Below are 20,349 nucleotides of genomic sequence, written 5' to 3'. Positions count from 1 at the left end.
CTGATCTCCTAACAACATTAACTAGTCGCTAGTTGTTGTAAAATCAGTGATATTCTTTCTTCTTTATCTCGCAGCCTCGGAGAGAACGGACAGAGTCCTTGATTAATAGGAGGTCACAGGTCCTGCCTAATGGCAGATAAATCGGAGAACCTGCGACAGAGGCGGGGGTACGTTACTTTATCACCAATTCAGTATAGAAATTGAAGTAATTCGAATTAGTATTCGAATATTCTAGAGATTCGTTTTTGAGAGTTAATTTATTGTTTGATAGCCATATTGCACTCTCGCACCCCCATGATGTTGGGGAGAAAATTCCAAGTCCTATGATCGATCCAGAGTTATTACTAAGTAATTGAAATCCATTTGTGCTGTATCCAGCTTCAATGTCGTTACCAAGCGCAACTATGAATGTTCCATCTGGAGAAAAGAATGGTCGACCAATAATATCTGTAACTTTTCCTGTTTTGGAGTTCACCAGTTTATAGCCGTTTCCTTCTCCCCATTGAACCCGGATAGAGTAGAACCCAATTTTGTCGAAGTAGTATTCAAATGTGTGACCTACTTCATCGTAATTAGGATTGGTGCGGAGTTGAAGCCAGCTTCCGTCATCTAGTTTGACAAAGAGTTCATTGCCTTCTCTCCTAACTCTTGAACCGAATTTCCCTAGTTGATATTCTTCAATTGCCAACGATTTTTTATAGAAGTTTCCAAAATCCTTAGTTAAAGAGTTTATGAGTTCGTTCGAAAGGAAATAGGGATCAAAATCACCTGATGAACTTGGTTTAAGCTGGATCGTCTTGTCTTTGAAGATCAAAGTTGTATCGAGGGAGTTAGACTCAATCCATCGTTTCATTTGCCCAAAAAGTAGATTGGCGCTTAATGTGGCTATTAGGAGTAGTAGGTATTTCATTTAGAGTCTTTGTACTTAATTGTTAACATCAGGAAGTTGCCTAAAACTTCAATAATAACCTACTGAATTGAAAGGATATCGAGACCGACTTGAATAATTCCTTGAGGGTTAATCCTTCTTCCCGTTCAACAAACCCTTAGTAAACTTAGCGAAGTCTTTGAAGCCATCTTTGGTGAAAACAGATTTCATTACTTCCCAGCGGTTAGTGGGTTTTGTGGGGGTGAATTTTGGGGCTTTGTTTTCTGTTTTAGGCAGCGGATTGGTCTTGGTTGGGTCGTAGCCCACAAGGCTGTTTGAGCGATCAAAACTTTGCTTTGCTTGGTCTTTATAGCCTAATTTCTCTTCCACCAAACCTTTGTTGTTTAAGGCAATGGCATCTTCTGGGTCCATTTCAACGGCCTTTTCATAATCGGATATGGCGCCTTCTAAATCACCCGTTCTATCTTTGAAGAATGCACGGCTCGAATAGCGGTAGGGGTTGGTAGGCTCAAGTTGAAGTGCTTTCTCAAAATGAACTAAAGCCAACTCGTTTTTATCGTTGAGGTGGAGGGCAACGGCATAATCGCCAATAAAAGAAGCATGGGTAGGGAAGAGTTGGGTCAGCTTTTCAAAGTCGGCTAAAGCGGCTTCCAGTTGGCCAATTCTAGAAAGTGCCCTGGCGCGGTTGTGCAAACCTGTAGTATGGTTCGGTTCTTTTTCCAGCGCTTTGTTAAAGCATTTTACGCCTTCTTCAAACTTTGCATTCTCGCAGTGTTTAACCCCTTCTTTGATCCACTTTTCAATCATCTCGCTCATTTGATGCAAATATAATCAGTCAACCCAAGCATTCCCCAAATTGATTCCATTGTTCACTAGTTTTTCCTTTTTAAGTCTGCTTTTCATACTCTTTCTTAGAGATCATTGGAATATTTAGATTTGTGGCGATGGGTTGCGATTTATTTCTAAAACCAGTCAACAGATACTTGCTTTTGTATATGCTAAAACGGAATGCGAATTGTATATTCGTGACAAATTGATTCCATGAGTTTGCATCCTGATCAGGTCTTACAATCATTAAAATCCGGTGACTTCAAACCAGTCTATTTTTTGCAGGGTGAAGAACCTTTTTACATCGATCAAATCGTAGATTATATTGAGGATAATTGTCTTCAGGAAGCCGAAAAAGGCTTTAACCAAACCATTCTTTATGGTAAGGATGTGAGTATGGCTGAAGTGTTGACCCATGCCCGTAGGTTTCCAATGATGGCCGAAAGGCAAGTGGTCATTGTTAAAGAGGCCAAAGATATTCAGGATTTGAATAAAGAGGATGGCCAGAAATTGCTGTTGCAATATTTGGAGCAACCCGTGCCCAGTACGGTATTGGTTTTTGGGCATAAGCATAAGAAAGTAGACGGCAGACGGCCTTTGGCCAAAGCCTTGAAAGATAAGTCGGTGTTGGTAACCACTACACCTTTAAGAGATTACGAGTTGCCGGCTTGGATTGATAAGTATGTGAAGTCTCAGGGCTACAGCATCAATCAAAATTCGGTACAAATGCTGGCCGAATATATTGGAACGAACCTAGAAAGGTTGTCCAATGAAATTAGCAAAGTGATTGTGAACCTCGGTGAGGGAAAAGCCATCAACGAAGACCTGATTCAAAAGTACGTAGGCATCAGTAAAGAATACAATGTTTTTGAATTGCAGAAGGCCATTTCGCAGCGCGATATATTAAAGGCCAATAAGATGGTGAATTACTTTGCCGCCAATTCAAAAGCCAACCCTATCATTCCGATGGTAGCGGCTTTGTATTCTTATTACGCCAAACTGCTGATTCTTCACGGAAGTAAAGATCAGTCGGATAAAGGCTTGGCTGCTGCCATGGGTACGAACCCTTATTTTATAAAGGAGTATAAACTGGCTGCCCGAAATTATCCGGTGGGTAAAGTGATGCAGAATGTGAGTATTCTTCGCGAAGCAGATTTAAGGAGTAAAGGTGTTGGAGCAGGCAGTATGACAGATGGAGACATCTTTAAGGAATTGGTGTATCGGTTGATGCATTAAATAAATAGGTTGATGAAATTATTCTTAGCGGTAATTCTTCAACAGCAATATTCACAAGAGATTAGAGTTTAGATAAGAGTGAACAAACAGAGATAAATGAAGCACAAAATTCTTTTGATCGCCACACTGTTCTGTCTTCACGGGTCATTAAACGCACAAAACACACTACATCCGTCCAATCCGAATATCTATTTTTCTTCGGGACTGGAGCTTTTGGAGATGGAGAAGTACAGCGCAGCCCGTGATCAGTTTGAGCGATACTTGGCCCAAGGCGATGACGAAATTAAAAAGGCAGATGCCGAATACTATATGGCGTTTTGCGCCCTCAACCTCGACAATGGCGATGGGGCACAATTGATATCACAATTTGTTAGAAACAGACCCAATCACCCAAAGGCGGCAAAAGCCTATTATAATTTGGGTGTGGTGAGTTTTAAAAACGGTGATTTTACCACTGCCGAAAGGTATTTTAAACTGGTGAACCCTTCCGCCCTTAACGGGGAAGAAAGGGTAGAAACCAATTTTAAAATTGCCTATTCACTGTATGCTTTAAGGCGATATGAGGAATCTGTTCCTTATTTCGATAAAGCCAAAGGGAGCAAAGGACCTTATTATGCTGATGCTAATTACTATGCTGGCTACTTGGCTTATGCGTATCAAGATTACGATAAAGCTTTGGTCGACTTAAAGAATGCTGGCACTACTGAGAAATATAAGGAAAGAGTGCCAATTATGGTGGCCAGTGCTTTTTACCAACAGAAGCGTTATGGTGAGTTGGTACAATATGCTTCTCAGTTTAAAACCGCGATAGCCGAAAACCGCAAGCTTGATTATCTGTATCAGATTTACCAGATGACCGCTGAATCTTATTATAACCAAGGACAGTATAAGGAGAGTTTAGAGTATTATGATTTGTACAGCCAGTTGGCGCAGCAAAACGTTACCCAAGAGACTTTGTACAGAATGGGTTATGCCTATTATAGTACAGGACAAGCCGAAGAGTCCATAGAGCAGTTCAAGAAAGTAGCGCTCAATAGTGACACACTTGCTCAAAACGCTTCTTATTATTTAGGAAAGCAATATGTAGAGCAAGAGAACTTCCTTTTTGCCATTGCTGCGTTCGATAAGGCTGCCAGCTTAGGTTTCAATAAAGAAATTCAGGAGGAAGCTGCTTTCAACTCGGCCAAGGTGAACTTCCAAGCCAGTAAATACTCTCAGTCCATTATTGCTTTGGACAAGTTTATGAGAGACTACCCAACCAGTGATTACATTCCTGAAGCGAACAATTTATTGAGTGAAGCCTTTTTGAATACGAATGATTATTCGAGGGCAATTACTTTCATTGAAAGAATTGAAAACAAATCTGACCGATTGAAAGAAGCCTATCAAAAGGTGACCTTCTTCAAAGGAACAGAGTTTTATAATGCACGAAAGTATGACAACGCAGTACAGTTGTTCGATAAGTCGCTGCAATACCCGATAGATAAGGATTTGGCCACCGCCACCTACTTCTGGAAAGGAGAGGCCTTTGCCACTGCTCGTAATTACCCACAAGCGATTGCTTCATATAAGAAGGTGATCACCTCAGGAAATAGAAATTCAGAATACTTAGTGAAGGCAAATTATGGTTTGGGTTATGCTTACTATAATGGTAAATCATATACGGACGCCAGAATTTACTTTAAACGCTATGTAGATGCGCTAGAAAATGCCCGTGACAAACAAAATTACAATGATGCACTCATCAGGCTTGCCGATTGCTACTATGTAGATAAGGAGTATGCTAGTGCGATTACTTATTACGATCGTGCCATTGGAACGAGTAACCCAAATATCGATTATGCATACTTCCAAAAAGGAGTAGTGTATGATTTTGAAGGAAGACCAGCAGACGCCATCGCTAGTTTAGATGTGGTGATCAATCGTTTTGCGGATTCGCGTTATTATGATGATGCTATTTATAAGAAGGCACAAATTCAATTAGAAGACCGCCAGTTCAGAAATTCGATTCAAGGTTTTAACAGAATTATTGATCGACTGAACCAAAGCCCATTTATTCCTTATGCTTATGAAAGTCGTGCTTTGGCCTATTTCAATTTAGAAGACTACGATCAGGCAGAGCGTGATTACAAAACCATTTTGGACAATTATATCACCAGTTCGGTTTCTAATTCAGCCTTGCTTGGTTTACAGAACACTTTAAAGCTTCAGAATAAAACCATTCAGTTTGATCAGTACTTGGCACGTTATAAGAGTGCTCACCCAGAGAATCAGGCTTTGGAGAATATTGAATTTGAATCAGCCAAAAACTTGTTCTTTGGACAAGAGTACAGCGCTGCCATTGGTGCTTTGGAAGATTACAGAAAGAATTATCCCAACAGTGGTTTGGTGCATGAAGCCAAATATTACCAGGCGGAAAGCTATTATCGTTTGAGCGACACAGAGAAAGCGCTTGAGATGTTCTATGCAATTAATCGTGATAACAAAATCACTGGCATGGATCGTGTCTTTGAGCGTATTGGTGAATTGCAGTTAAAGGCGGGTGACTTTAAGGAAGCCACGAGCTTCTATGGTCAATTGGAAAAAGTAGCCAAAAGCAAAAGGCAAGAAAACGATGCTTGGTTAGGCTTGTTAGAAGCGCATTACCGATTGAGTGAGTATGCTCAAATGCGAGTTTACGCTAAGAATATCATTACCAAAGGATCTGTTACGCAGGAAGCTACGGATAAGGCACAATTGTATTTAGGTAAGGCAGCCTATGCTGAAGGGAACTTCGATGAAGCTATTGATCAGTTTTTGACCACATTGAATACAGCCAAGAACCAGTATGGAGCAGAGTCACAGTTCATGGTGGGTAAGATTTTCTATCAACAAAAACAGTATCAACAGTCGTTGAATACGCTTTTTGAAATGAATGAGAATTTTTCAGCCTATGATGAATGGCTCGGAAAAGCCTTCTTATTGATTGCTGATAACTACATTGCTTTGAATGAGATTTTCCAAGCCAAGGCTACGGTAAACTCAATCATTCAGTATTCTCAGTTGGATGACATTAAAGAAGAGGCAAAAATCAAATTGAAACAGATTGAGAAATTAGAAGCTGAGGCGCCATCGCAAGAAGAAGTAAATGCAGATACCACAAGAAAAGGAGGGAATTAAGATGAGAGACTTTAGATATATCATTACTCTTGTTTTTGGAATGTTGGCCTTCACTGCTTTTGGCCAGCAAGGTGAATTGGAAGAATCCGAAATTGTAATTAGAAAGGATAGGAAGATTACGCTTCCGCCTGCCACTAGAAATTTTGAGAAAATTCCGCAGTTGCCAGTGCAAAAAGCCCAGTCGCAACAGACCTATACTTTCCATGAATATGTACTGAGTTTAACGCCAATTCAGCCCAATTTCAGGGCCGTTAATTTAGCAATCAACCAAAAGGAAAAGGATATTACGGGTAACTACTTCAAGCTGGGTTATGGCAATTACGGAACATTGTTGGGCGAGGCTTACTTGGGTTCTACGCGAAACCCGAATTATCTCTATAATTTATATATAAGACATCGCTCTTCAGCAAAAGGCCCAGTTTTCGATAAGAATTCTGGTGATTCCAAAACTGATGTGGTGTTGGGAGGAAAATTCTTCAATGGTAAGAATACTATTTCAGGAGATATTCAATATGGAGAAAGGAAAGTGCATTTCTATGGTTATAACCCAGCTTTGGATCTTACTCCTGATTTAGTTGAGCGAAAGTTCAACAGCTTTACGGCAAGGGCAGGTGTGGAAAAAACGGCTCTGGATGAGGTAACAACTTATCATTTTAAGACAGACTGGGATTTCTTTAGAGATAACTTCGAAGCTAAAGAAAGCCGATTCAATTTCGATTTAGGTTTAGGTTATAAATTCTCAGAAGAACTTCGCTTTAAAGTGGGTGGCCAAGTAACCTTCTCAAGCCGCGAAGACACAGAGAAAATTGGTAGAAATTTTTACAATGCGAAGCCACGCTTGGAATATGCTACAAATAGCTTTAAAGTAAGTGTGGGGGCTAACTTAGCCGGTGATAATGATGACTTAACACAAATTACTACGGCTGCAAAAGATGGCTTTAAAGTATATCCTTATGCTAGACTGGATGTTAACCCGACCAGTAGCATTAATATTTATGGAGGTTATCAAGGAGATTTGGAATACAATTCTTTTCAGGGTTTTGCAAGTGAGAATGCATTTCTACAGAGGGATTTTATTTTACTCAACACGGATAAGGAGAGCGATATTTTCGCAGGAATTAACCTCGACTTGACCAACGGCCTCAGGTTGAACGCTGGGCTCTCAATGGCTTCCATCCAACGTATGCCATTCTTTACGAATAGCATTACCGATTCCACTAGGTTTGAGGTATTGTATGACAACGATGCTGTCGGTCGCACGAATGTTTATGGCGAAGTGGTTTTTGAAAAAGTGGAAAATGTTCGAAGCGGTCTAAGGTTCGATTTTTTCGATTATACCTTGAACGCTTTGGCCGATCCATATCATAAACCACAGTATCAAGCGGTTTTTAACAATATCTTTTATCCAATAAAGAATTTAAAGATAACTGCAGACCTCTATTACATGGGAGGACTGATTGGTCTGAATAGAGAAAGCAGTACAAGGGTAGAGATGGATGATATTGTGGATATGAATTTGGGCGGTGATTATGACTTGAATGAAAAGATTTCTGTGTTTTTACAATTCAAAAATGTCTTTGGGAAAGAGTACGAAAGATACCTGAATTACCCAAGTCGAGGCATTCAAGTGTTGGGAGGGATTACAGTATCCTTCTAATTTTGTAGATTCGCATGGGCTACACCTTTAATATCGTAGCTATATTTTGTTAATTTGAACAAATATCAACCAATAACTATTTCTTATGGCTGCTAAAAAGAAGAACAGTTCTTCAGACAACAATAAAAAGGTGGGTAAGACACCTGCAAGTGTGGGTAAAAAAAGAGCCCCTAAAAAAGAAGAACCCAAGGTGTCTGATGATGACTTTGGTTTAGATGATATTGATGATTTAAATACTCTTGATGACAGTACGGAAGAGTTAGAGCTCGTGGATGATGAAATTTCGAAAAGTGAAACTTCAGATAAGCCGTCCGTTCAAGAAGAGGCACCTAAGGAGGGAGTAAAAGAAGAACCGTCTTCAAAAGTGGCAGCTCCTGTTGTAGTTGAAAATAAAGATCAATCACCAGCACCTAAAAAGAAGGTAATTATGGTAGAAAAGAAAGAAGAAGAGAAAAAGAGCGGAGGCATTTGGATCGTCATTGTCGTGCTACTGGTTGTGTTTTTGGTCATATTTTATTTTGTGTTCTATAAGAAAGAAGCCCCAAAACCTGAGCCTGTAGTCAAGCCTAAAATTGAGCAACCAAAGGTTGAACCTCAGCCAGAACCGGAGCCTGTAAAAGTAGAAGCGCCAAAAGCTGAATTGATTACAATTTCTGAACGTCAAGGGCGTTATTTTGCCGTAGTAGGTAGTTTCTTTGATGGTGACTTAGCGGAAGATAAAGGAAACCAATTGGTAGCCTCTGGAATTACTGCACACGTTCTAAAGCCTATTGGAAACTCAGCTTTTCATAGAGTTGGGATCATGATTCCAAATGTAGGTTCAATTAAAGAAGCGGAAGCCGCTTTGGCATCCTACAGAGAGAAATACGGAAAAGAAGTCTGGGCACTTAAATATTAAAATGACAATTATTCAAGAACTCGCAGCATCTGATACTTTAAACGTTTCAGGTGGCGATGGAGGAGCTTTATTTTGGTTTGATTTACTGTTAAAAGGAGGGATCTGGTTGATTCCTTTGATAGCACTTTGGATTACAGCGATTTACATATTTTTTGAACGATATAGGCATATCAACAGAGCCTCCAAAACTCCATTCGAGTTTATGGACAAAATCAAAAATTTGGTTTTAGCAGGTGATATCAATGGAGCAAAACTCCTTTGTTCTCAAACTGAATCGCCCATTGCCAAAATGATTGAGAAAGGGATCCATAGAATTGGTAGTCCGTTAAAGACTATTGAGGCTTCTATCGAGAACGTAGGTAAAATTGAGGTGTATAAGCTTGAGAAGAACTTATCTATGTTGGCGACCATATCGGGAGCTGCCCCAATGGTGGGGTTCTTAGGTACGGTAACAGGGATGATCCAAGCTTTTATTGCCATAGCGCAGGAAGAAGGTTCGGTGAGCCCTAAGCTTTTATCCACGGGTATTTACGAAGCCATGATCACTACAGCCCTCGGCTTGGTGGTGGGGATTATTGCCTACTTAGGTTATAACTACCTAGTTTCTAGGGTTCAGAAGGCCATCCATTATATGGAGTATACTTCGGTTGACTTTATTGATTTACTTCAAGAGCCTCAATAATGGATATTAAATCGAAACTTAAGGTGGATGCCAACTTCAGCATGTCTTCAATGACAGACATTGTGTTCTTGTTGTTGATCTTCTTTATGCTGACGGCTTCCTTTATTACTCCTTCTGGTTTACCAGTAAACTTGCCTTCATCAGCAGCTTCTAATATTGTAATGCAGAAAAACAGCGTTACCATCACAGAAGATTTACACTACTATGTGAATGATAAGGAAGTAACACTTTCAAACTTGGAACAAGAATTGCGTAAAGTAATAAGCGGGCCCGATGGTTCAGTTACTTTACATGTAGATAAAACTGTGGATGCTGAGTACTTTATGAAAGTAGCAGGCATTGCAGCCCTTTTAAAGCAAAAAGTAACTATCGTTACTAAACCTGAGTAAAATGTCAGATCAAGAAAAAAAGGATAAGAAGTTCAGTATGATCATGTCGATAGTCGTGCATGGTACCATACTGACTTTGCTTTTATTTCTTGTGGCGTGGCGTCAACCTGATCCGCCAATCCCTGAATACGGTATAGAATTGAATTTTGGTTTCGAAGAAGCTGGCTCTGGAGATATCGAAAGAGAAAATAAGGCTGAAATTGAAGAAACTGAAAATGATACACCTTCTGACGCTGAGCAAGAGTCAGAAGAGGAGCCAGTAGAGGAAACTCCAGTGGTGGAGGAAGTCAAAGAAGTGGTTCCGCCTAAGCAAGAGGTAGTCAAGGAAACTCCTAAACCTAAAGAAGAGGTGAAAGCCGAAGTGGTTCAAGAAAAAGAGAGCGAAGTTAAAGCGGTAGAGAAGAAAGTAGAAGAGGTTGTTGAGAAGAAAGAAGAAGAAAAGCCGCCTGTAGAAGTTAAAAAGGAAGTAACCAAACCTGTAGAAGAAAAGAAAGAAGAGGTAAAGCCTAAACCTGTACCTGTAGTGGACCAACGTGCTATTATGGGCGGAGGAAAGAAAACGGAATCGGACAATAAAGAAGCTGCTTCTAACAATCAAGGAAAAGAAGTAGATAAAAGAGGCAATATGGGCGACCCTAAAGGAAAGACCACTGCCAATGGTACACAGCCTGGTGGTGCTGATTTAGGAGTTAGTTTGAGTCTAGACGGCTGGAGATGGGAGAGACCCCCTGCAGAAAAGGACGATTCCCAAATTGAAGGGGTGATTAAGTTTAGAATCGAAGTAGATGATCGAGGAACGGTAATTAACGTGACCAAAATCCCGGGTACTACCATTAGCGATAACACCATTATCGAGTTCTATAAAAAACAAGTGGAGAAGCTTGCCTTTATCCAGACTAACCCGTCAAAAATGGCAGCTAACATTTCTAAAGGGGAAATCACCTTTGTCATCAAAACGAATTAATTCGTATTCACCTGCTTTGAGTTGAACTGGAGTCAATTAAGAAACTTAACAATAAAGAGGGAATGGATTATCCATTCCCTCTTTATTGTCTATGGCCTTCGTAAAGTCATTCGATCTACCGTTAGTCTACAAAATGACTATACTTCTTGTACGGTTACGCGGATTGAACTAATATAGTAGCTTAACTAAAAAATTACTGACTTGGGTTTTATAGAAGATGCTGTATCCAGCTTTAGTGGCTGGATTTGGGGAGTTCCCCTCTTGATATTGGTAATGGGTGGTGGACTAGTATTCTTGTTTTATTCGCGGTTTTTACCCTTCAAATACATTGGTCACGCTATAAATGTATTGAGAGGGAAATATGATACTCATCATGAAGAGGGACAAATAACCCACTACGAAGCACTTTCTACAGCTTTAGCAGCTACCGTAGGCATGGGTAATATTAGTGGTGTGGCGGTTGCCATTACCATGGGTGGTCCAGGTGCTATTTTTTGGATGTGGGTTTCCGCATTTGTCGGTATGGCTACCAAGTTTTTTACCTGTACGCTTTCGGTGATGTACCGAGGAAAAGACAGTGAAGGTGAAGTAAGAGGTGGCCCCATGTATGTGATTACCGAAGGCTTAGGTAAGAAATGGAAGCCAATGGCCATATTCTTTTGCGTTTTTACGCTGATTGGTGCTTTGCCAATTTTTCAAGCAAATCAACTTACTGCGGCCATGAATGCTGTTTTAGGTCCAGCAGTGGGATATGATACTGAAGCAACATTTAGCCTATTTGGTGCCCCAGTGGGAATAGCATCATTTGTTACTGGACTTATCTTAATGGCTTTGGTATCTATGGTTATTTTTGGTGGAATTAAAAGAATTAGTAGTGTAGCTGCCAAGTTGGTGCCTTCTATGGTAGTCTTGTATTTCGGTTTGGTGATTTACATTCTACTTCAGAATGTAGGGGGTATTCCTGATATTTTCGCTTCAATTTTTGAAGAAGCATTTTCTGGTAATGCCATTTTGGGTGGTGGCATCGGTGCTGTGATTATTATTGGCGCTAAGAGAGCTGCTTTTTCAAACGAAGCAGGAATTGGAACTGCCCCAATGGTACATGGAGACACTAAAACGGAGGAGCCGGTACGTGAAGGTCTTGTGGCTATGCTCGGTCCAGCGATTGATACACTTTTAGTATGTACACTTACAGCATTGGTGATTCTAGGTACTGGAGTTCATCATGAGTTTATTGGTGCGGCTGATACGGGTTTGCTTGGTGTAACATTAACATTGAAGGCTTTTAATGCGGCTATCCCAGGAGTGGGAGGCTATTTATTAGGGCTGTGTATCTTGGTATTTGCCGTGTCTAGTTTACTTTCTTATTCTTATTATGGAGTGAAAAGTGTATCCTACTTGTTCGGAGCGAAAAAAGGAGAACTTTACAATTATGTATACATCGGTACAATTATTCTTGGAGCCGTAGCTTCTTTGGGTTTTGTAGTGAATTTGATTGATGGTAGTTTTGCTTTGATGGCGATTCCAACCATGGTTTCAGCACTGATTCTAGCCCCTAAAGTAATGAAAGCAACAAAATCTTACTTTGCTCGCCATAAAGCGGGAGAGTTCGATAAGAAATAAGGTAGAGCATAGAAATTATGAGAAAGTCGGTTTGGTTTCCAAATCGACTTTTTTGGTTTTAAGGGGTGGGGAAGAAGTTTACTTCATGAGCTCCCTCGCGCTCTCTAACGAACTTTCGGAGAATTGCTTACCACCAATCATTTGCGCCAATTCAGACAGGCGTTCATCATGATTGAGCTTCCTGATGTTACTTGCCGTCACATCTTGTGCATTGTCTTTATACACATAGTAATGTGATTTTCCTCTCGCTGCAATTTGTGGCAAATGCGTAATGGTAATCACCTGATGGTTTTGCGCCATCTTGTTCATCATTTCGGCCATCTGAATAGAGATTTCCCCCGAAATACCAGCGTCAATCTCATCAAATACGATCGTAGGCAAAGCGGTTTTGTCTGCCAGAATATATTTTACGGCAAACATCAGTCTTGAAAATTCACCACCAGAGGCCACTTGTTTTAACGGCTGTGGCGCAATGCCTTTGTTTGCAGAAAACAACAAGTTGATTTTGTCAACGCCTGATTCTGAAGGAACCTGCTTTTCATGCTGAATGGCCAGTTTAGCATGAGGCATTCCAAGGTCATCGAGCAATACGCCAATTTGCTTTTCGAAACCAGCGAATACTTTGGTTCTCGATTGGCTCAGGACTTCGCCAGAAGTTTCAACCAACTCAAACGCTTGATTGGCTTCCTTTTCTGCTGCCTCAATGGCCTCATCTAAGTTACCCACTCTTAGTACTTTATCTCCTAGTTCTTCATAAATAGAAAGGAGGGAAGTAACATCCGACACTTGATGCTTTTGTTGTAACTTATAGATTAGACTTAGTCTTTCTTGTACCTCTTCTGCTCGTTTTGGCTCGTACTCTACTTGTTCTTCTTCTGTTTCCAGTTCAGCAATAATGTCTTTTAATTCAATCCAGCTGCTGTTCAGTCGCTCAAAAAGGCTTTCGTACTCTTTCGCAAACTTATTGATTTGGCCTAAAGCTGTTTTAGCACCCTGCAGCATTTGGTTGGCGTTCATCTCCGATTGATCTAAAGCACTGAGTGCTTCATTCAATTTGAGTTTGATTTCTTCAGCGTTTTCAAGCTTATTGAGTTCAGCCTCTAAGGTTTCTTGCTCTTCCGCTTGAAGCTGTGCTTTGTCCAGTTCATCAAATAGAAACTGGTGGTAATCTGATTCTTTTCTTAATTCGGCAGATTCTGATTTAAGTTGCTCCAGTATCTCATGCTTTTCACGATAGTCAGAAAAGGCCTTGCTATATTTTTGTAGTAAGCTGTTGTTTTGAGCGAAAGCATCAACCAAACTCAGTTGATAGCTATTGGCGCCTAAAAGCAAATTGTCATGCTGAGAATGGATGTCCATTAATCGTTTCCCAAGTAGTTTAAGGAAATCAAGGTTGGTCACGCCATCATTAATAAAAGCCCTGGACTTTCCGTTAGGGCTTATTTCTCTTCGGATGATGCACTCAGCATCATAGTCCATGTCATTTTCTTCAAAAAAAGAATTGAGTTGATAGGCAGAAACATCGAAAACACCTTCGATTACGCATTTTTTCTCTTGATCGAGCAGTGATTTGCTATCTGCACGATTGCCTAGAAGTAAGCCTAATGCTCCCAGAATAATGGATTTTCCAGCGCCAGTTTCACCCGTAATGATATTCAGTTGAGCATCAGGGTTGATTTCTAACTGTTGGATCAGGGCGTAATTTTCTATACTCAGGCGTTGAAGCATATCACAAATGTATCAATTACATGGACTCGCAACAATACTAGTTTTGAACGATTTTTTGATATTTATTTCTGCGTGTGGGATCGAGCTTTAATAACTCATTGTAGACCTCTTTTCTGATGTTCGTTTGACCTTCTGAAAAGATGCTAGTGATCTCTTCATTTTTGGTATCTAAAAATGCGGTAATCAATATAGCGTTGGGAAGTATCTCATTGACGGTTTGAATATCTTTAATGACTTGGCTGATGGTTTCCCTAGAAGCCACTGGGTCATCTTTGAATTTGTCTAAACCATTAATGTGGTAATCGTAAAGTCCTTTTCTCACTGGCTCGTATTGACTATTGATGGCCAAGTTCTCCACTAACCAATATCGATTTCTTCTACTTTGAAATTGGCCCCAACCAGTACCTCCATTATTCTGTGCATTGTTGACCACATTTAAGGCCGATCTGAAATAAGGTGTTCCACCCAATGGACTGAAGGAGTCGTAATCTAAACCAATGGCGATGTAGGCATAGAAACCCAAAAGCGAAGTGATGTTGTTAAGGAATCTGTTTTCACTGAAATCCATGTTTTGCCCTTGGCTGAATTGAAATTCCCAATCACGGTCGGCAAAGTTTAACAGTAGCGTTTCATAAGAAGCCCCATAAACAGGTCTAATGATCTGAATTTGCGCATTGGCCTTAAACTGACCGATAGATGGTTGGTCTTGAATGTTGAGAATTAGATTCCCTTTGATTTTTTCGTTGGCTTGAAAGTTATCATTCGTCCAAGCTCTATCATTGAAGAAACGCTGCATGGCTGTTTCCATTTCAGAGAAAATGGCCCTTTCAGTAGTCTGTACATTGGATGCATTTACACTCACTGTAAAGTCAAGCTCTTGAGCGACCATCTGGAGTGGGAGTGTGGCTAAGATTAGCCCGAAGAAACTAAGCTTCCAGTTTTTGAACGATGGCATTGATGATGTCTTTGGCAACTTCCCTTTTTGACTTTAACTCAAAATGCTGAATATTATTTTGATTGTCAATGATCGTAATCTTATTCGTGTCGTGACCAAATCCTGCACCCTTGTCGTTGAGCGAGTTAAGTACAATAAGGTCGAAATTCTTACTTTTTATTTTTTGTTGGGCGTGCTCTATTTCCGCTTCGGTTTCTAGTGCAAAACCGATATTGAGTTGATTCTTCTTTTTAATAGCACCAAGAGATTTGGCGATATCGGTAGTCTTCACCAACTCAACCGTCATTTCATTGCCCTTCTTCTTTATCTTTTGGTCAGCTACCGTTTTGGGCGTGTAATCAGCCACAGCAGCAGCCATGATATTGATGTCGGAAGTTTGATTGGCAGTAGAACAGGCTTCGTACATCTGATTGCCCGATTTTACTCGAATCAGCTTGATGTTTGCATGTTCAATAGTGAGGTGTGTTGGGCCTGAAATTAACGTAACTTCTGCGCCTTCGTTGGCTGCTTCTTCTGCTAGGGCAAAGCCCATTTTTCCAGTAGAGTGGTTACCTATAAAACGAACAGGATCAATTGCCTCATACGTTGGGCCTGCCGTAATCATTACCTTTTTTCCTTTTAGTGTAGATTTCTTTAAGAAGAAACCTGAAAGATAAGCGACAAGATTTTCAGGTTCAGCCATTCTACCTTGCCCTATGAGTCCGCTAGCTAGTTCTCCATGTTCAGCTTCAATAAGGTGGTTCCCGAAACCAATCAGTTTTTGAATATTGGCCAATACCGATGGATGTTGGTACATGTCCAAATCCATGGCTGGGGCAAAAAACACTGGGCATCTCGCGGAAAGGTAAGTAGCCAACAGCAGGTTATCGCAAAGGCCGTTGGCCATCTTTCCAATGGTGTTAGCACTGGCAGGCGCCATGATGATGACATCTGCCCAAAGTCCTAAGTCAACGTGATTATTCCATTCACCTGTTTTGTCTTTTTGGAAATCAATCAGGACAGGGTTTTTGGAAAGGGTAGAAAGTGTTAGGGGGGGGATGAAATCAGTAGCAGCTTTGGTCATAATGACCTTAACTTCTGCGCACTCTTTCACTAGCAACCTAACGAAAATAGCAGCCTTGTAAGCTGCTATACTTCCGGTTACTCCCAGAATAATTTTCTTACCCTTTAATAACATTAGGTATTATTTTGTTTCAGTAGCTTCTTCAGCTTCATTCATTCTCCAATAGATTTCGTCATTGGCGAACTCTTCTATGGCCATAGCAGTAGGCTTTGGCATTCTTTCATAGAATTTAGAAATTTCAATTTGCTCTCTGTTTTCAAAAATCTCTTCGAGATTATCTACAGTAGAAGCAAACTCTGAAAGTTTTCCGTTTAGCTCTTCTTTCATATCAGTTGCAATCTGTTTAGCTCTTTTAGAGATCACTGCAATTGATTTGTAAAGGTTACCAGTTGACTCACCTATTTTGTCTGTGTCTCTAGTAATGATTGATGCGCTTGCGGCCATAATTATTGCGTTTTATTAAGTTCTTGTAATTCTTTTAATGACTGGTCATACCAGCTTGATACTTTGCTCATGTATTCGCTTTCAGGGTATCTTTCTGAAAACTCCTTATAGAAGGCTACGGTTTTATTATATCGCTCTTTTTTTCTAGACTGAATACTATTGTCGGCCAGTTTAAATTCCGTTTCAACGGCCAAGTAAAGTAATTCTTCATTGTATTTTGAATCCGGGAAGTCATGCTTGAAAGCCTCAATCGTAACAATAGCGGCTTCTAAATAGTTCTTATATGACAATCCAGTTGTGAGTTTATGATAAAGCTTGGCCTTCAAATAGGCTTTTGTTTCGAACCTCACTTGTAGCTCGTCAATGATTTTGTTGGCATCATCATAATACTTTGAGGCAGGCCATCTGTTTAGGAAGTTCTGCATTGATATTACCGCCTCTTCTGAGCTTGTTTGGTCTAAGTTTGCGTCTGGGGCATCTTTATAAAGTGCATATGCTGACATGTACTCAGATTCTTCTGCATATTGACTTCTTCCGTAGGTTTGATAGAAGTTTTTGAATCGAAAAGAAGCCAGTTGATAAAGCCTTTGATAGTATAGACTATAGGCCCAATAGAACTGAACTTTCTCTGCTTCAATATTACCTCGGTAGTAAGGAGATATTTTTTCGAAAAGTATTTGTGCCTTGCTGTACTTACCTTGTTCATAAAAAGCAATGGCCCCTTTGTATAGTTCTTCGTAATCATCGCTTTTTTCAAGCTTGGCCAATCGGTTGGCGCAACTTGACAAAGAAATCATTACTGCGAAAAGGGTTAGAAATACCGTTTTTTTCATAAGCCTGCAAAGTTATTAGTAAAGTCCGATAATTCCAATCTTATTGAACTCTCTTACTTGAGCAAATAAAACTAGTTTTTTGGCTTCTATTCAGCGATTAACCATTTTTAACGCTGTTTAATTTTCCCTCTTGGTATCAACTTCCGGTTTCCAGTGATACCTTCAAGAGTAGGTTTTTGATCCAAGAGCCATTTAAAACCTTTGAGTCTACGGTCGGGTTGAACGATTTGGGGTCCAGGAATAAGCCTGCCGTCCACTTCACGATAGGTCCTTAATTCGGTCACCACATTATTGTTAAAATAGAGCGCCATGTTGGAACAACTCAATTTGTTCATCGTTAACGCTCCATTTTTATCAAAAGCGAAATAGATACTTTCTCCATTTCCAAAGACATCTGTTTTGCTAATGAGGCCTTCATCAAAGTCCACTACCATTTTTCTTCCTTTTACCTGATTGTAGTTTTCGGAAGAGTCTTGTGAGATGACAAATGAGTTTTGGTTCAAAAACATTTTTGAAATTCGATTATTGGCCAATTGAATTTTAATAGAATCAGCAGAAATTTGGCTGTCTGCATTCCAAATTAATGGAGAGTTATACATGTAGATGGTGGAATCCATCATATTGTAAGAAAGCGAATCGGCTGCGCCCTGAAAGTCCGATTTATACAACTGAACATTATGGAACGCACTGAGGTATTTCTTTCCAATTTCTTCATTCTGCACCGATTTTATGGTGTCGCCTTTAATAAACAGACTATCACCTTTCATTATTTTCTTTAGATAGGCATTGTCATAAATCAGTGCAGTACTTTCAGTTTTGTTGTAACGTACATGATCGCCATAAGCGGTCAGTGAATCGGAGAATGTTTCCATTTGTACATTCATGTCACCTTGATAGTACTTCAGGCTGTCATCCGCTATCAGTTTATCTCCATAAATACGGTAATCTTCTGTTTTGATCCAGCCGAAATATACTTCGCTGTATTTCTCTTGAGACTTGTAAAGAAAACCAACATTGGTGGAAAGTGAATCTCCATCTGCAGAAACTGCTAAAGTCCGACCTTTTGTAATGGCTACTTTATCAAGGGTTGCGTAATCCAATGAATCTGTTTCAAGAGTAAAGTCCGGATTGGTGAGCTCCACGGAATCTAGAAACAGTGCCGATTTGGTTTCTGAATAATAATATCCCCGATTACTTTTTAATACATTGGTACTGTCGACCAATTTGCCACCATTATAATAATAGCCTGTTTGGGTGTTTCGGTCGTAATCCAGAAAATCGGTATATAGGTTGGTGCTATCGTCCTTCAGCATAACGTTCTTGCGCATTTTGGCCATTCCATTGCTTCCTGTGTACTCCATGTAGTCTCCCGAAAGATCTAAAGAGTCTACGGTATCAATAATTCGGACATGGCCATAGGCTACCGCTTTATTCGTTTTGGTATAGAGGTAGGCGGAATCACAATAAATCACTGTACTGCCTTGTACCAATTTAACTGCACTAACAAGCCTCTGAAGTGGCTCTCCGTTCAGGGTTTCATAATATAGATATCCGGCAGTATCGATTCGTACCCTCTTCTGGGCAGAGGCCCAAGTAGTAGCAATTAGAAATAAAAATAAAAATAAGGGTCTGATCATGTTTTCGAAAGTGCAAAATTATCGATTTATGCTAATTTTGATTCATGTTGAATAGGTTTTTGAGTTTTATCAAAAAGCATGCCCTCAATTCGGAGGGAAATAAGTGGCTGTTGGCGGTGAGTGGGGGCATGGATTCCATGGTGCTTTTGAACCTTTGTCATCAGGCAGATTTTGATGTTTCCGTAGCGCATTGCAATTTTAATTTGAGGGGAGAAGAATCTGATGCAGACGCTCAATTTGTGAAAGATACCTGTTCTAGGCTGAAAATACCCTATTTTGAAAAACACTTTGACACAAAATCTTATGCTTCAGCGCATGGGATTTCCACTCAAATGGCTGCGCGTGATTTACGCTATGCTTGGTTCAACGAACTTTTGAAGGAACAGAATTTAGATCAATTGGCCGTGGCACATCATGCCCAAGATAATTTAGAAACCGTATTACTCAACTTGGCCCGAGGTACATCAATTTCTGGTTTAAGGGGGATGTTGCCGAAATCTGAAAATATTATTCGTCCACTTTTAGGCTTTGAAAGAGACGAAATCGAAAACTTCGCGAAGCAAGAAGGAATTGAATGGAGAGAGGATAGCTCGAATGCTTCGGATAACTATAAAAGAAATTACTTAAGACATCAGATTATACCAGCCTTCACCGAATTGAATGCTGGCTTCTATGCTACCTTTCAGAATACGCTCGAAAAGAATCTTGAAGTTGAAAGGGTTTTCCAAGAGAAGATTAATGCATTAAAGCCTTATATCGAAGAAGTTGTTGATGGTTACCGATTTTCAAAAGATCAAATCATTCACAGTGGCATTGGCGCTTTTCAGCTTTCGGAGTTGTTAAAACCTTTTGGTTTGAATTACGAGCAGAGCAAAGAGCTTTTGGTCGCCTTGGGAGGTATTTCCGGAAAAAAATTCAATACCAGTTCACACCAATTTCTCGTAGATAGGGAGTATGTCTTTATTACCGCACATCAAGCCAAGAAATTTGAGCCTCTTTTAATTGAAGAAGGGCAGGGGCAGTTTAGCCTTTCTCAACAGACATTTGAGATAAAGCGATTGGATGGCGATAGTGAGGTGGACAGAAATCCTTCAAATGCCTTTCTGGATTTCAATAAACTGACCTTTCCTTTGGAGGTTAGGGCTTGGGAAGAGGGGGATTACTTTTTTCCTTTGGGCATGAAAGGCAAAAAAAAACTGAGCGACTTTATGATTGACCAGAAAATTCCTCTAAACTTAAAAGACCAGATAAGAGTATTAACTTCTGAGGAAAATATTGTTTGGGTGATTGGCCATAGAATTGACGACCGATTTAAAACCAACGATCAAACCAAAGAAGTTTTAAGCATTAGCCGAAAATAGATA

The 20,349-nt window shown here is 40.1% G+C and carries 17 protein-coding genes; 9 read left to right on the top strand and 8 right to left on the bottom strand.

Going from position 1 to position 20,349, the window contains the following annotated elements:
- Nucleotides 1-172 precede the first annotated feature (172 nt).
- The gene (locus tag AWN68_RS16275) at nucleotides 173-910 is read right to left on the bottom strand and encodes a hypothetical protein (RefSeq protein ID WP_157716289.1); all 738 of its coding nucleotides are present in this window, start codon (nucleotides 908-910) and stop codon (nucleotides 173-175) included.
- Nucleotides 911-1,018: 108 nt separating this feature from the next.
- Entirely contained in the window at nucleotides 1,019-1,705 is a 687-nt protein-coding gene (locus tag AWN68_RS16270; RefSeq protein ID WP_068418018.1) for a tetratricopeptide repeat protein, read from the bottom strand.
- Nucleotides 1,706-1,930: 225 nt separating this feature from the next.
- Between AWN68_RS16270 and holA the strand changes: the two genes are divergently transcribed.
- The 8 genes from holA (at nucleotide 1,931) to AWN68_RS16230 (ending at nucleotide 12,325) form a co-directional block, all read left to right on the top strand.
- Entirely contained in the window at nucleotides 1,931-2,953 is a 1,023-nt protein-coding gene (holA, locus tag AWN68_RS16265; RefSeq protein ID WP_068418015.1) for a DNA polymerase III subunit delta, read from the top strand.
- 96 nt (nucleotides 2,954-3,049) lie between these two features.
- Nucleotides 3,050-6,112 (top strand): tetratricopeptide repeat protein, encoded by a 3,063-nt coding sequence (locus tag AWN68_RS16260; RefSeq protein ID WP_084362896.1) that lies wholly within the window; start codon nucleotides 3,050-3,052, stop codon nucleotides 6,110-6,112.
- Nucleotides 6,081-7,769 (top strand): TonB-dependent receptor, encoded by a 1,689-nt coding sequence (locus AWN68_RS16255; RefSeq protein WP_068418013.1) that lies wholly within the window; start codon nucleotides 6,081-6,083, stop codon nucleotides 7,767-7,769. The genes AWN68_RS16260 and AWN68_RS16255 overlap by 32 nt, the downstream gene beginning before the upstream one ends.
- 85 nt (nucleotides 7,770-7,854) lie before the next feature.
- Entirely contained in the window at nucleotides 7,855-8,667 is an 813-nt protein-coding gene (locus AWN68_RS16250; protein ID WP_068418010.1) for an SPOR domain-containing protein, read from the top strand.
- A 1-nt stretch (nucleotide 8,668) separates the two neighbouring features.
- Nucleotides 8,669-9,349, top strand: a complete 681-nt coding sequence (locus AWN68_RS16245) for a MotA/TolQ/ExbB proton channel family protein (RefSeq protein WP_068418007.1) — start codon at nucleotides 8,669-8,671, stop codon at nucleotides 9,347-9,349.
- Complete coding sequence (locus AWN68_RS16240; protein WP_068418004.1) at nucleotides 9,349-9,738, top strand: ExbD/TolR family protein; 390 nt, start codon at nucleotides 9,349-9,351, stop codon at nucleotides 9,736-9,738. Before AWN68_RS16245 ends, AWN68_RS16240 begins: the two co-directional genes overlap by 1 nt.
- Before the next feature lies 1 nt (nucleotide 9,739).
- Nucleotides 9,740-10,702, top strand: a complete 963-nt coding sequence (locus AWN68_RS16235; RefSeq protein ID WP_068418002.1) for a hypothetical protein — start codon at nucleotides 9,740-9,742, stop codon at nucleotides 10,700-10,702.
- Nucleotides 10,703-10,912: 210 nt separating this feature from the next.
- On the top strand, nucleotides 10,913-12,325 hold the full coding sequence (locus tag AWN68_RS16230) for an alanine/glycine:cation symporter family protein (protein WP_221405743.1): 1,413 nt from the start codon (nucleotides 10,913-10,915) through the stop codon (nucleotides 12,323-12,325).
- 78 nt (nucleotides 12,326-12,403) lie between these two features.
- On the opposite strand, the gene recN is transcribed toward AWN68_RS16230, so the two are convergent.
- The 6 genes from recN to AWN68_RS16200 all read right to left on the bottom strand — a co-directional run bounded on the left by recN (nucleotide 12,404) and on the right by AWN68_RS16200 (nucleotide 18,985).
- Nucleotides 12,404-14,053 carry a DNA repair protein RecN gene (gene recN, locus AWN68_RS16225; protein WP_068417996.1) on the bottom strand — a complete coding sequence of 550 codons (1,650 nt, stop codon included), beginning with the start codon at nucleotides 14,051-14,053 and terminating at the stop codon, nucleotides 12,404-12,406.
- 37 nt (nucleotides 14,054-14,090) lie between these two features.
- Nucleotides 14,091-15,008, bottom strand: coding sequence for a type IX secretion system protein PorD (gene porD, locus AWN68_RS16220; RefSeq protein ID WP_084362895.1), 918 nt, complete (start codon nucleotides 15,006-15,008; stop codon nucleotides 14,091-14,093).
- Entirely contained in the window at nucleotides 14,980-16,185 is a 1,206-nt protein-coding gene (gene coaBC, locus AWN68_RS16215) for a bifunctional phosphopantothenoylcysteine decarboxylase/phosphopantothenate--cysteine ligase CoaBC (protein WP_068417993.1), read from the bottom strand. The genes porD and coaBC overlap by 29 nt, the downstream gene beginning before the upstream one ends.
- A 6-nt stretch (nucleotides 16,186-16,191) precedes the next feature.
- A complete protein-coding gene (locus AWN68_RS16210; protein WP_068417991.1) occupies nucleotides 16,192-16,515 on the bottom strand; it encodes a DNA-directed RNA polymerase subunit omega in 324 nt (107 codons plus the stop codon).
- Nucleotides 16,516-16,517: 2 nt separating this feature from the next.
- Nucleotides 16,518-17,348: an outer membrane protein assembly factor BamD gene (locus AWN68_RS16205; RefSeq protein WP_068417990.1), complete on the bottom strand. Its 831-nt coding sequence runs from the start codon at nucleotides 17,346-17,348 to the stop codon at nucleotides 16,518-16,520.
- 107 nt (nucleotides 17,349-17,455) lie between these two features.
- Nucleotides 17,456-18,985 (bottom strand): OstA-like protein, encoded by a 1,530-nt coding sequence (locus tag AWN68_RS16200; RefSeq protein WP_068417988.1) that lies wholly within the window; start codon nucleotides 18,983-18,985, stop codon nucleotides 17,456-17,458.
- 44 nt (nucleotides 18,986-19,029) lie between these two features.
- On the opposite strand from AWN68_RS16200, the gene tilS reads away from it, so the two are divergent.
- On the top strand, nucleotides 19,030-20,346 hold the full coding sequence (gene tilS / locus AWN68_RS16195; RefSeq protein WP_068417985.1) for a tRNA lysidine(34) synthetase TilS: 1,317 nt from the start codon (nucleotides 19,030-19,032) through the stop codon (nucleotides 20,344-20,346).
- The last annotated feature ends 3 nt before the right edge of the window (nucleotides 20,347-20,349 follow it).

Origin of the sequence: Roseivirga echinicomitans, from assembly GCF_001592935.1 — a bacterium.
Taxonomy (GTDB): Bacteria; Bacteroidota; Bacteroidia; order Cytophagales; family Cyclobacteriaceae; genus Roseivirga; species Roseivirga echinicomitans.
The sequence above is the reverse complement of the archived record's forward strand: the minus strand, read 5'-3'. Positions and strand labels throughout refer to the sequence as shown.